This window comes from Nonomuraea aridisoli (assembly GCF_003236395.1).
Classification (GTDB): Bacteria; Actinomycetota; Actinomycetes; order Streptosporangiales; family Streptosporangiaceae; genus Nonomuraea; species Nonomuraea aridisoli.
In genome coordinates, this window is record NZ_POUD01000278.1 from 1 (window position 1) to 12,053 (window position 12,053).

Annotated in this window: 12 protein-coding genes; 8 read left to right on the forward strand and 4 right to left on the reverse strand. The window is 69.4% G+C overall.

The features are described from left to right. Window positions 1-404 precede the first annotated feature (404 nt). The 7 genes from C1J01_RS39775 to C1J01_RS39805 all read left to right on the forward strand — a co-directional run bounded on the left by C1J01_RS39775 (window position 405) and on the right by C1J01_RS39805 (window position 8,174). Window positions 405-860, forward strand: a complete 456-nt coding sequence (locus C1J01_RS39775) for a cupin domain-containing protein (RefSeq protein WP_111184223.1) — start codon at window positions 405-407, stop codon at window positions 858-860. A gap of 231 nt (window positions 861-1,091) precedes the next feature. Next, entirely contained in the window at window positions 1,092-3,128 is a 2,037-nt protein-coding gene (locus tag C1J01_RS39780; protein WP_111184225.1) for a SpoIIE family protein phosphatase, read from the forward strand. Window positions 3,129-3,375: 247 nt separating this feature from the next. Further along, window positions 3,376-4,212: an NADP-dependent oxidoreductase gene (locus C1J01_RS39785; RefSeq protein ID WP_235854969.1), complete on the forward strand. Its 837-nt coding sequence runs from the start codon at window positions 3,376-3,378 to the stop codon at window positions 4,210-4,212. Window positions 4,213-4,287: 75 nt separating this feature from the next. Further along, entirely contained in the window at window positions 4,288-4,746 is a 459-nt protein-coding gene (locus C1J01_RS39790; protein WP_111184227.1) for a carboxymuconolactone decarboxylase family protein, read from the forward strand. Between the two features lie 129 nt (window positions 4,747-4,875). Further along, a complete protein-coding gene (gene pdxR, locus C1J01_RS39795) occupies window positions 4,876-6,132 on the forward strand; it encodes a MocR-like pyridoxine biosynthesis transcription factor PdxR (RefSeq protein ID WP_500048299.1) in 1,257 nt (418 codons plus the stop codon). A 156-nt stretch (window positions 6,133-6,288) separates the two neighbouring features. After that, entirely contained in the window at window positions 6,289-7,599 is a 1,311-nt protein-coding gene (locus C1J01_RS39800; RefSeq protein WP_111184229.1) for an NAD(P)/FAD-dependent oxidoreductase, read from the forward strand. A 131-nt stretch (window positions 7,600-7,730) separates the two neighbouring features. Next, on the forward strand, window positions 7,731-8,174 hold the full coding sequence (locus C1J01_RS39805; RefSeq protein WP_111184231.1) for a zinc-binding dehydrogenase: 444 nt from the start codon (window positions 7,731-7,733) through the stop codon (window positions 8,172-8,174). Between the two features lie 264 nt (window positions 8,175-8,438). Here the strand turns inward: C1J01_RS39805 and C1J01_RS39810 are convergent, their stop codons facing one another. After that, window positions 8,439-9,245, reverse strand: coding sequence for an oxidoreductase (locus C1J01_RS39810; RefSeq protein ID WP_111184232.1), 807 nt, complete (start codon window positions 9,243-9,245; stop codon window positions 8,439-8,441). A gap of 117 nt (window positions 9,246-9,362) precedes the next feature. Between C1J01_RS39810 and C1J01_RS39815 the strand changes: the two genes are divergently transcribed. After that, complete coding sequence (locus C1J01_RS39815) at window positions 9,363-9,875, forward strand: MarR family winged helix-turn-helix transcriptional regulator (RefSeq protein ID WP_220040338.1); 513 nt, start codon at window positions 9,363-9,365, stop codon at window positions 9,873-9,875. A 187-nt stretch (window positions 9,876-10,062) separates the two neighbouring features. Here the strand turns inward: C1J01_RS39815 and C1J01_RS39820 are convergent, their stop codons facing one another. The 3 genes from C1J01_RS39820 to C1J01_RS39830 all read right to left on the reverse strand — a co-directional run bounded on the left by C1J01_RS39820 (window position 10,063) and on the right by C1J01_RS39830 (window position 11,799). Beyond that, the gene (locus C1J01_RS39820; RefSeq protein WP_111184233.1) at window positions 10,063-10,521 is read right to left on the reverse strand and encodes a carboxymuconolactone decarboxylase family protein; all 459 of its coding nucleotides are present in this window, start codon (window positions 10,519-10,521) and stop codon (window positions 10,063-10,065) included. A gap of 9 nt (window positions 10,522-10,530) precedes the next feature. Further along, a complete protein-coding gene (locus C1J01_RS51590) occupies window positions 10,531-10,827 on the reverse strand; it encodes a cupin domain-containing protein (protein ID WP_220040339.1) in 297 nt (98 codons plus the stop codon). Window positions 10,828-11,010: 183 nt separating this feature from the next. Further along, a complete protein-coding gene (locus tag C1J01_RS39830) occupies window positions 11,011-11,799 on the reverse strand; it encodes an NADP-dependent oxidoreductase (protein ID WP_235854971.1) in 789 nt (262 codons plus the stop codon). Window positions 11,800-12,053: the final 254 nt, after the last annotated feature.

A 12,053-nucleotide genomic window follows, 5' to 3' on the forward strand; every position in this document is an offset into this window, starting at 1 on the left:
GCGAACTCGCCTTGGTGTTCCACCGGGAGGGCACGGTCTACTCCGTGGACACGCTGCAGATCACCGACGGCCTGATCACCGGGTACCGCAGGGTCATGAATCCCGACAAACTCCTGCGCGTCTGAGCTGTCACATCCCGGAGAGCTACCTCGTCTCCCTGACGAGAACCAAACGGGGCAGACGAAGGAATGCTCGTGAGCGGATGAGATCGATCATGCCGACGGCATGCCGCCATCTGCTGTGTTCCTCCGACCGCGGCTCACCGAGCTCGCCACATCCGGAGCAAGCCGGTCTTAGGCGCCGTACGGTCGCTCGCCGAAGCCTGCGCGGCGTTCGTCGCCGCCACGCGCACCCCGGACAGAACATTCATCCGCGTCACAGACGCCTGAACAGGAGACCCAATCATGATCGGAATGCGGATCGCCGGTGCCCTGCTGGCCGTCGCCACGCTGACGGCGGCGGCCCACCCCACCTCGGACCCGCCCGTCCACACCCCAACCGCGGCGGTGGCATCGGCGCACCCCATCGAAAACCTCGAACTCCTGCTCCAGCAGAGCCTCCCGAATGTGAAAGGCAAGACGTTCACCTCGGCGATCGTCGACTTCCCGCCCGGCGCACGCGCGATGCCGCACCGGCACGGCCAGGCGTTCGTCTACGCCTACGTCCTCGACGGCACCGTGCGCAGCAAGGTCGACGACAAGCCCGTGACGACCTACCGTCCCGGCGAGAACTGGGTCGAGCAGCCGGGCGCCCACCACGTCCTCACCGAGAACGCCAGCCCGACCGAGCCGGCCAAGCTCCTGGTCGTCTTCGTCTCCGACACCGGGGACCAGCTCAAGGTCGACGACCCGACGTCATAGCCCGGAGCACGCGGCGGGCGGCAACGTGCCCGCACGAACCCACTGCCACTGCCGGAACCCAGACGTCGGCCACCCAGCACGCCCGCAGCATGGCAGATCTACGATCACCCATGTCCCATCCGGCGGGAGGAATGAAATGCGACAAATTCTCATCAATCATGCGCTCATGCATCGAGTCGGCATCACAGGGGGACTGCTCGCGCGCCGACGGTGGTCGGCGGAAAGGCACAGATGAAGGACGAGAACACCAGAAGGGCCGGCGACCTGCCGCTGAGTGTCTTCGATCCGGCCCCGGCCGGTGTGGCGGTGTTCAGCGGTTCCGAGCATCGGCTGATCTACATGAACGACGCCTACCAGGAGATTCTCGGAGAACACCCGCTCGGAACCCCGGCCAGGGAAGTGTTCCACGACATCACCCAGGAGGGATACTTCACGGTGCTCGATCAGGTGAGGGTGACGGGAAAGGCCGTCAGCCTGAAGGAGATCCCGTTCGAGTACCGCGACCACCCGCTGGCCGGACGGAAGCGTCACACCTCGGCCGGCGTGTCCAGGATCTCGCTGGAGAACGGCGAGGACGGCGTGATGATCATGGCCGTGACGGTCACGGACCAGGTCGAGTCCAAACGGCTGGGCGGCTCCGTCGCCGCGGAGCGGGACAGATTCCTGCAGCGCTATCAGAGGCTGATCGAGCTCGAGAAGCAGGAGATATGGGTGACCGATCCCAGCGGGGACGCGATCGAACCGTGTCCCGGCTGGAACCGGTACACCGGGCAGCCGTGGGAGGAATACCGCGGTAAGGGCTGGCTTAATGCCGTGCACCCCGACGACCGCGGGCCCACCACGGCCAAATGGCTCGTGACGGTCGAACGGCTGGATGACTGGAACCACGTCTGCCGCCTGAAGACACGCGACGGCGGCTATCGGCATGTTCGCCTGCGCGGCGTTCCCATCGTCGACGGCGGTGAGGTGGTCGAGTGGATCGGCACCTTCACCGACGTCGAGCAGGAGTGGCAGGAGGAACGCCGCAAGGAACTGCTCGACCGGGCCGCCGCGGCCACCGCCGACCTCGGGAGCCTGGATGAGGTGGTGCGCACGCTGGCCGACGTGATCGTGCCCGCGCTGGCCGACGTGTGCGGCATCTTCCTGCTGCCGGAGTTCGAGGGTGAGTCGATCCGGCCGCCCTTCGTCGCCGAGCGCCTCATCAGCGTCGCGCGGACGGGCATGCGACCCCCTGTGGTCGGCCCGCAGACGGTCGACGAAGAGTGCGATTTCGTCACGGCGATCAGGACCCGCCGTCCGATCCTGCGGGTCTTCCCCAAGGGAAAGCCGCCGCCGGGGAGCGTACCGCCGGGCGCGGAGAACTACTTCGTCTGCGCGCAAGGTAACAGTGTGGCCCACGTGCCGGTGATCGTGGACGGCGCGGTGGCCGCGGTGGTGGCCGTCGGGCGCTACGGGGACCGCGAACGGCTCGATCCGGATGACGTCGACCTGCTCGGCCGGATGCTGGCTCACGCGCATGTCCATCTCAGCAACGCGATGCGGTTCCAGCGCACCCAGCGCGTGGCTCTGGCCCTGCAGAACTACCTGCTCCCGGAACCGCCGCGGGTGCCGGGGCTGGAGATCACCGCCCGGTACCGGGCGAGCGTCACCTCGGCGGAGATCGGCGGTGACTGGTACGACTCCTTCGTACGGCCCGACGACACCACTGTGCTGACGATCGGCGACGTGGCCGGCCACGACCTGGCGGCGGCGGTGACGATGAGCCAGCTGCGCAACATGCTCAGAGGGCTGGCGATGGACCGCCAGGAGCCTCCCGGCGACATCCTGCGCCGTATGGACGTCGCCACCGAATGGCTGAACGGCGACGACACGGCGACCTGCATCCTCGCCCGCCTGGAAGGTCCGGACAGCGGCGTCTGGTCGCTTCATTACTCAGTGGCCGGTCACCCGCCGCCCCTGCTCGTCACCCACGAGGGCGAGGCGCGCTTCCTCGAAGACGCCGTCAACCCCCTCCTGGGCGCGGGCTGCGACATGCCGCGCAGCAGCTCCGTCGCGGTGCTTCCCGCACGTAGCACGCTGCTGCTCTACACCGACGGCCTGGTGGAAGTGCCGGGAGAGCACCTCGACGTGGGGCTGGAACGGCTCCGCCGCGGTGCCGCCTCACTGGCCCGCGAGCCTCTCGACGACTTCTGCGACAAGCTGCTCCAGCTGCCCATGGCGTACAAGGACGACATCGCCATGATCGCCGTACGGCTGCCCGAGGTCTGAGCGCACGGGGGCGACGATGGCCCGCCGTCCGGGTCTGCCGCCGGAGAGCACGTCACTGACGGCGGCGAGAACGCGCCGACTTCTTCGGATTTGCACCGTCACACTCGGCCGAGCTCCGTCGTCTCCCTGGTGAAAACGCGGAACTGCAGACGAAGGAGTCGGTTATATGCAAGCCGTCACTGTGCGCGACCGCGAGGCCGGTCTCGCCGGTCTGGCCCTCACGGACATGCCGTACCCGCGGGCGACCGTGCACGACGTCATCGTCCGCGTACACGCCGCAGGTTTCACACCGGGGGAGCTTGACTGGCCCGCCACCTGGTACGACCGCGCCGGCCACGACCGAACCCCAAGCATCCCCGGCCACGAGGTATCCGGCGTGGTCGCCGAACTAGGGCACGGAGCAACCGGCTTCAGCGTAGGCCAGCGCGTGTTCGGCCTGGCCGACTTCACCCGTAACGGAGCATTCGCCGAGTACGTCGCGGTCGAGGCCCGCAACCTGGCACCGCTGCCGTCGGACGTGGACCACACCACCGCTGCGGCGCTGCCGATCTCCGGGCTGACCGCCTGGCAGGGCCTCTTCGATCACGGCCGCCTGGCTTCCGACCAAACCGTGCTCATCCACGGCGTCGCCGGTGCCGTGGGATCGATCGCCGCACAGCTGGCCCGCGAGGCCGGCGCCCGAGTGATCGGCACCGGCCGGTCGTCGCACCGCGAGCGGGCGGGTGAGCTCGGCGTCGACACCTTCCTCGACCTTGAGACCGAGAAGCTGGAGGAGATCGGCGCGGTCGATCTCGTGTTCGACCTGATCGGCGGGGAAGCCCTCGATCGGTCGGCCCCCCTGGTCCGATCCGGTGGCACCCTCGTCACCATCACCCGGCCGGACGTCCAGCCTGTCGACGGCCGATCTGTCTTCTTCGTCGTCGAACCCGATCGCGCCCGTCTCTCCGACCTCGCCGACCGGCTGCGTACCGGGAAGCTGCATCCGCCGGTGAGCACTGTCCGGCCGCTGGCCGAAGCACCCATCGCGCTCGCCCCGGGAACGCGCGCCCGAGGCAAGACCATCATCCGTGTTCATGAGAACTGATCAGAAGACCGGCGTAACGCGAATCCGTACGGCCCGTGCACTGTCGGCTGGGGCCGTGACCGAATTGGAGAAATCATGACGAACGCCCCGCGCACCAACATCGGTGAACAGCACCCGACCGCCTACAAGGCCCTCATCGCCTTGTCGATGGAGGCCGACAAGAACGCCGCAGCGGCGGGACTCGACCCGCTCCTGGTCGAGTTGATCCGGATCCGCGTCTCGCAGATCAACGGCTGCGCGTTCTGCATGCGCATGCACACCCGCGACGCGCTCAGGAAGGGTGAGAACCCCGATCGCATCGCTGTTCTGCCCGCGTGGGCCGAAGCCGCCTACTTCTCCGAGACCGACCGCGCTGCGCTCCGCCTGGCTGAGGCGATCACGCTGGTGTCGGTCGGGCACGTCGGCGACGAGGACTACGACGCTGCCGCCGACGTGCTGACCTCGGATCAGATCTCGGCTGTCGCCTGGTTGACCACGGTGATGAACTCCTTCAACCGGGTCGCGATCACGAGCCGCTACCACGTCGGCGACTGATCGGACACTGACGGATCGGACCGTCGGCACGACGCGACACAGTCTCATGGAGGCTTTCCGGCAGGCGATCCGCTCCGGTCGCCTGCTACCGGAACCCGGCTTCCCTCGAGCCGCACGCTGGCGGCGGATCTGGGCGTCGGGCGCAACACCGTCGTCCGGGTCTACTCGGAGTTGATCACCGAGGGCTGGCTGACCGCGCGCCGCGGTTCCGGCACCGAGGTGGCGCAGCGTGCGGCGGAGGTGGCAGCCGATCGACCTCGACCTCGACCGCGACCGATGACCTGGCCGCCACGTCCGCTCCACGACCTTCGGCCAGGACATCCGGACCTGTCGTCGTTCCCTCGGAACGAGTGGATCCGCGCGGTGAGACACGCAGTCAGCACCGCGCCCCTTGACGCGTTCGGCTACACCGACCCGCTGGGCAGAGTAGAGCTGCGCGAGGCACTTGCCCGGTACCTGACTCGCGCTCGTGGACTGCGCACCCGGGCCGACAACATCGTGGTCTGCAGCGGCGCCGCGGAAGGACTACGGCTGGTCGCCACTGCGCTCGTCGAGACCGGCGTCAGGGAGGTCGCGGTCGAGGAGTTCGGCCTGCCCGCGCAACGCGGGACGTTGACGAGGGCCGGGCTCGCCACTCCCGCGATCGCGCTCGACGCCGGCGGAGCCGACATCTCCGCGCTCGACGGCTCGCCGAACCTGGGAGCCGTGCTGCTGACGCCGTCGCACCAGTTTCCCCTGGGCGTGGCGCTGCATCCGGACAGACGCGCAGCAGTCGTCGACTGGGCACGTCGACGTGGCGCGATCATCATCGAGGACGACCACGACGGTGAGTTCCGCTACGACCGCACTCCTGTGGGGGCGCTGCAGGGGCTCGGCCCCCGTCACGTGATCTACATGGGGACGGCGAGCAAGTCGCTCGCGCCAGGCCTGCGCGTCGGCTGGCTCGTCGTCCCGGACCACATGGTCGAGGTGGTCGTACGGCAGAAGGGCGAGACCGAGGAGAACGTCGGGTTCGTCAATCAGCTGGCCATGGCGGAGTTCATCGACTCGGGAGCCTACGATCGGCACATCCGGACGATGCGCTCGCAATACCGGCGGCGGCGCGAACAGCTGATCGAGGCCATCACCCAGCGGACGCCCGGATCGCCCGATGTCGCCATCGTCGGCCTGCCGGCGGGGTTGCACGTTCTCCTGACGCGGCCCGGCCGGCTGGTCAGCGCGGACGCAGGCCGGCCCGCCTGGAAACGCTTGGCCGTGGAGCCTCTCGACCTGTTCCGGCATCCGTGCTCGACGTCGGACCTGGACGGCGTGGTCGTCGGGTTCGCCTCGCCGTCTCCGAGCGCGTGGCCGGGGGCACTGGACGCGCTGGTCGGACTCCTTCAGTGATCCGGACGCATGGAAGTGGACCCCGGCCAGGGAGCCGGAGTGGTCCCAGATTGCCGGTCGGAACCCGGTTAGCCTCGAAGGCATGCTTGCAGCGGGAAACAGCGGCGGCGGTCTTGGTCGAGAGGCATCGGGTTACCGGCGTAGAGAGGCTGGGCAATGAGCGGGGATCCGACGAGAGTCGTCATCGTCGGTGGGGGCTTCGCGGGCTACAACGCGGCCCGAGCGTTGCTGCGCGCGTTGCCGCGCAGGTCCAGTGTCGAGATCGTCCTGGTGAACCGCACGGACTACTTCCTCTACCTGCCGCTGCTGCCGGAGGTGGCGGCGGCGGTCATCGATCCGCGGCGGGTCACCGTGTCGATCCCGGGCACGCTTCGCGGAGTACGGTTCGTCCTCGGTGAGGTGACCACGATCGCGCCGGACGAGCAACGCCTGTCGTACACCGACGCGGAGGGAAAGCCGCACGAGCTGGGGTACGACCGGCTGATCCTGGCTGCGGGCAGCGTCAACAAGCTGTTGCCGATCCCGGGGGTCGCCGAGCACGCGCACGGCTTCCGCGGGGTCGCCGAGGCCCTGTACCTGCGCGACCATGTGATCCGCCAGCTGGAGCTGGCGGCCGCGAGCGACGACCCGAAGGAACGGGACGCCCGGTGCACGTTCGTCGTCGTCGGCGCCGGCTACACCGGGACCGAGGTCGCCGCGCAGGGGCCGTTGCTGACCCGGGCCATCGCACGGCGCCGCCGTGAGCTCGCCGGCCAGAAGATGCGCTGGTTGTTGCTCGACCTCGCACCGAAGGTGCTGCCCGAGCTCAACACGCGGCTCTCCCGCACCGCCGACCGGGTGCTGCGCTCACGCGGGGTGGAGGTGCTCACGGGCACGTCGGTACGCGAGGCGACGACCGACGGCGTCTGGCTCACCACCGGAGAGTTCGTTCCGACCCGCACGCTCGCGTGGTGTGTCGGCGTCCGGCCCGACCCGCTGGTCGACACCTCCGGCTTCGCCACGCAGCGCGGCCGGCTGCTCGTCGACACCACGCTCGCGGTCCAAGGACACCCGCACGTGTTCGCCTGCGGTGACGCCGCGGCCGTCCCCGACGTCACCCGGCCCGGCGAGGTCACGGCGATGACGGCGCAGCATGCGAGCCGCCAGGGCACGCTCGCCGGCCGCAACGTCGCCGCGTCGCTCGGATATGGACGCGTACGGGAGTACAAGCACCACGACCTCGGGTTCGTCGTGGACCTCGGCGGGACACAGGCGGCGGCCAACCCGTTCCACATCCCGATGTCCGGCTGGCTCGCGAAGATCGTCACCCGCGGCTACCACCTGCTCTCGATGCCCGGGAACCGGGCCCGGACCGGCGTCGACTGGCTGCTCGACGCCGTGTTGGGGCGCCAGTCCGTCCAGCTCGGACTCGTCAGGTCCGCCGCCGTTCCCCTCGACACGACAGCGCCCACGAGGCAGAAGGGATGACGCGGGATCCGACCGAACCACGATCCCCGTCCGATCTCGAGCAGACGCACACGCGCATGGGGCTACCCGCTCATGTCCCGGGGAGTCGTGTAGGAGGGGTCTCTGCATCGACTGTGCCGTCATGAGGGGGCTTGGCGGGTGATCACACTCGAGTTCGAGACGACCATGACGAAGACGACGATGACCGCGATCACACCCGCGATGACTTCACCACCGGCACCGATCGGTACGACCTCATTCTCGACACGGCCGGCAACCGTCCTCTCTCCCGGCTACGCCGCGTCCTCGCCCCTCGTGGCACGCTCGTCATCGTGGGCGGGCCTGGAGAAGGACGCGTGCTCCAGGGCGCCGACCGCCAGATCCGGGCGGCGCTGCTGTCGCCCTTCGTCGGCCAGCGCCTGACCGGCCTCATGTCCACCGAGCCCGCCGCCGACCTGCACACCCTGGCCCGCCTCGTCGGCTCCGGCGCCCTCACCCCTGTCCTCGACCGCACATACCCCCTCACCCAGGCCGCCGACGCCATCGACTACCTCAGATCCGGCCGACTCGCCGGCAAAGTCGCCATCACCATCTGACTCCGGCCACCCGACGACGCCTCGTTCGTTGCGCAACTGACCGCACACCGGGGTGTCGCTGTGACAACAGGGACAGGCGGGACGTATTCTGAAAGGGCGTCCGGGCCCGGCGCCACACTTCTCACCACATCGCCCACGGCATCTTCGTGCCGTCACGCCGCTGCTCCTCCGGCAGCGGCCCGGCTGAGACGGCCCTGGACTCCTCAAAAGTAGCCGCCCAGGGCGTCGCGTCGGCGTTCCAGGATCTGGTGGTGGAGCTGGGCGTCAGAGGGTGGGGAGGATGCCTCCGTCGACCGAGACGGTGATGCCGGTGAGGTAGGAGGCGCGCGGGGAGGCGAGGAAGGCGATCAGCTCGGCGGCTTCCTCGGGCCGACCTGGGCGGCCGAGCGGGGCGGCGAGGCGCTGATGGAACTCCTTGCGGACGGTCTCCAGGTCCTGGCCGGTGCGTTCCGCCGCCTGTCGCAGGCTTGTTTCCACGGCGTCGGTCTCGATGACGCCCGGCATGACCGCGGTGACCCGCACGCGGTGCGGGCCGCAGGCGAGCGCGAGGCTCTTGCTGTAGGCGTTGAGTGCGGCCTTGGCGGCGGCGTATGGAGCGCCGTTGGGCTGGGGGTAGCGGGCGGCGTTCGATGACACGTGGACGACCGCCCCATGGCCCTGTGCGATCATGTGCGGGACCAGGGCGCGGTCGAGGCGGACGGTGGACAGCAGGTTGGCTTCGAGGTTGGCCAGCCAGTCCTCGTCGGTCGCAGCGAGGACGCCGTCGGGTACCTGGGTGTTGCGTCCGGCGTTGTCGATGAGCACGTCGATGCCGCCCAGAAGGTCGAGTGCCGCGGCTGCCGCCTGCTGGACTCCGCCGGGGGTGCTCAGGTCGGCGGTCACCAAGTGCACTCCAGCGGGGACCGCGGCCGGGTTGCGGGCGACGGCGACCACGTGTGCGCCGGCCGTGACCAGGCGGCGCACCGTGGCGGCGCCGATGCCGCGGGTTCCTCCGGTGACGACGGCACGTGCACCGTGCAGGCCGAGATCCGCGCTCGGATCGGGGAGCAGGGACGGACGGGTGGCGGACATGGCGCTCCTCAGCTGAACAGTGGTGGTGCGGAGGCGGAAGAACGTGCAATCCACACAACCATTCACCGATCTAATTCGTTGAGGAACCTATACGATCGAGCACGGTAAAGTGAAAGGGTGATCTCGGCTACCTCCACCGCCTCCGGTCCGGCGCTGCTTGACGAGCACCGCGACAGTCCCGGTCTCATGCTCGCCCTCCTGGGGCACGAGGCCATGCGTCGCCTGAGGGACGCGCACACCTCCAACGGCCTCACGCCGCGCCAGTTCCACCTCCTCGGGCTGCTCCACGATCGCGGACCGCTGGCGCAGACCGACCTGGCCGCGGAGACGGACACCGCGGCCAGCGTGCTCGTCACGCAGCTCAACCCCCTGGAAGCCGACGGGCTGGTGACGCGCACGCGGGATCCTCGAGACCGGCGCCGCCACCTGGTCGTACTCACGGAGGCGGGACAGCGGCGGCTGCAAGCCGCGGCAACCGCGCAGCAGGAAGTGGAAGACGACCTCTTCCACTCGCTGACCGACGCTCAGCGCAAGCAGCTGACACAGCTCCTCGTCCTGGTGCGCGACGACCTGACCGGCGGCAACGAGCACTGCGGCACCCCGACGTCCCTCGACAGGAAGACGTCGTGAAGCCGTGAACGGAGCGGGCCAGGGAGTATGAGAGCCGCCGCTCGCCCGCCGGGTAGCAGTGCCTGGGTGGCTTGACATTGCGGTCCGCACTGCACCAGCGCGACGTGCCGTTGTGTGAGCCGGGGCGGCTCGCACGAACTGCCCGACTGGTTCCACCATCACCTTCACGACGGTGGCGGCTTCGAGGTCAGTTGCCGACGGGGTAGCGGCTGGTGATCGCGACGCGGTTGAAGGCGTTCATCACGGTGGTCAGCCAGGCGACGGCCGAGATCTGGTCCGCGGTGAGTACGGCCGCTGCGGCGTCGAAGTCCTCGTCGCTGACGTGTCCGTCCGGCACGCGGGTGATCGCCTCGGTCAGGCGGAGGGCGGCGCGGTCGGTCTCGGAGAAGTAGCCGGTCTCCGCCCATGCCGGCAGCACGGCGATCCGGTCGGGGCTTTCGCCCTTCTTGAGGGCGTCGCGGGTGTGCATGCGCAGGCAGAACGCGCAGCCGTTGATCTGGGAGGTGCGGATCCTCAGCAGCTCGACCAGGAGCGGGTCGAGGCCGGCCGCGGTGGCGGCGGCTTCGGCCTGCGACGACAGGGCGATGAGAGCCTTGTAGGCGGCCGGGTGCTGCTCGCCGATGTTGACGCGCTGTGAGTCGGTCATGGTTCCTCGCTATGACTTCGGGTCGTTGACCTTGAGCTCGTCTCCGGTGTCGGAGACGAAGACGACCAGGAGCTTGGCCGGCTCGGTCGGGCTGGCGTTCTCGGTGAGGACGTGGTGGGCGCCCGGCTGCTCGACCCAGTTCTCGCCGGGACGGTAGGTGGTCACGGGCTTGTCGTCGAGCTTGCTGCGCACGGTGCCGTCGAGGACGTAGGCGTAGACGAACGCCTGGGCCGTGCCGGTGCGGCATCGCGCGTGCGCCGGGCGGGAAGTCGACGATCGCCGAGGTGAACGTCTTGCCTTCCACATTCGGAAGGGCCTGCTGGAGCAGCGGCTTGAAGGTTTCAGCCGGGTGCGTCGACGCCGCGGTCGGGGTCGGCACCTGGGCGTTGGCGGGCTGGTCGGAGGTCGAGCAGGCCGTGGCCGCGGTCAGCGTGGCGATGGCCAGGAGAGCAGCGGCGATTCGCATGTTGATCACGATGGGTCTACCGTTCAGTCTTCCGTGACGCGGATGATCGTCTTGCCGGTGGTGCGCTCGCCGGGCGCGAACGCGGCGGGCGCCTCGGCGAGCGGCCGCACAGCGCCGACGAACGGCTCCAGCCGCCCGTCCCTGGGCTGGACCTTGGGCGGCATGACGATGGTGACGAGCGTGCCGCCGGCCCGGACCAGGCCGGCCGAGCGGTCGAGGATGTCGCCGCCGATCACGTCCAACACGAGGTCGGCCTCGCCCGCGTCCTCCAGGCTCTCGGTCTGCAGGTCGATGAAGGCGTCGGCGCCGAGGGCGAGTACTTCGTCCCGCCGGGAGCCCCGGCCGGTGCCGATGACGCGGGCGCCGGCCTCGCGGGCGAGCTGGACCGCGATCGAGCCGACGCCGCCCGTGGCACCATGGATCAGGACGGTCTGGCCTGCGGTGAGCCGGCCGTGGTCGAACAGGCCCTGCCAGGCGGTCAGCCCGGAGATCGGCAGCGCGGCGGCCACCGTGTGGTCGACGTCCGCCGGCAGCGGGGCGAGGTTGCGGGCCTCCACCGCGGTGTACTCGGCGAGCGTACCGTTACGGGCCCAGTCGGTCAGGCCGAACACCCGCTGTCCGACGCTCAGCCCGGTGGTGCCGTACCCCAGCTCCACGACGACACCGGACAGCTCGTGCCCGGGCACGCTCGGCGTGCGGTCGCGGCCGGCGCGATCGGTCCACGTGGCGGGCCAGTCCAGCTCGCCAGGGGTGAAGCCGGCGGCGTGCACCCGCACGATGACGTCGTTCTCGGCCGCATGGGGATACGGCATATCCGTCAGGGACATCCCGGCGAGACCGGCATTGCGGTCTCGCACCGTGATGGCTTGCATGAAGGTCCTTACTGTCGCCCGTTCGGGTTCTCAGCAGGGAGACGAGGCAGCACCTTCGGGTGTGACGGCTCAGACGCGCAGGAGTTTGTCGGGATTCATGACCCTGCGGTACCCGGTGATCAGGCCGTCGGTGATCTGCAGCGTGTCCACGGAGTAGACCGTGCCCTCCCGGTGGAACACCAAGGCGAGTTCGC

What these genes read in the sequence shown, in the direction of transcription:
- C1J01_RS39775 (WP_111184223.1), top strand. Translation starts at nt 405, where the DNA reads ATGATCGGAATGCGGATCGCCGGTGCCCTGCTGGCCGTCGCCACGCTG.
- C1J01_RS39780 (WP_111184225.1), top strand. Translation starts at nt 1,092, where the DNA reads ATGAAGGACGAGAACACCAGAAGGGCCGGCGACCTGCCGCTGAGTGTC.
- C1J01_RS39790 (WP_111184227.1), top strand. Translation starts at nt 4,288, where the DNA reads ATGACGAACGCCCCGCGCACCAACATCGGTGAACAGCACCCGACCGCC.
- C1J01_RS39800 (WP_111184229.1), top strand. Translation starts at nt 6,289, where the DNA reads ATGAGCGGGGATCCGACGAGAGTCGTCATCGTCGGTGGGGGCTTCGCG.
- C1J01_RS39810 (WP_111184232.1), bottom strand. Translation starts at nt 9,245, where the DNA reads ATGTCCGCCACCCGTCCGTCCCTGCTCCCCGATCCGAGCGCGGATCTC.
- C1J01_RS39820 (WP_111184233.1), bottom strand. Translation starts at nt 10,521, where the DNA reads ATGACCGACTCACAGCGCGTCAACATCGGCGAGCAGCACCCGGCCGCC.
- C1J01_RS51590 (WP_220040339.1), bottom strand. Translation starts at nt 10,827, where the DNA reads ATGTGGAAGGCAAGACGTTCACCTCGGCGATCGTCGACTTCCCGCCCG.
- C1J01_RS39830 (WP_235854971.1), bottom strand. Translation starts at nt 11,799, where the DNA reads ATGCCGTATCCCCATGCGGCCGAGAACGACGTCATCGTGCGGGTGCAC.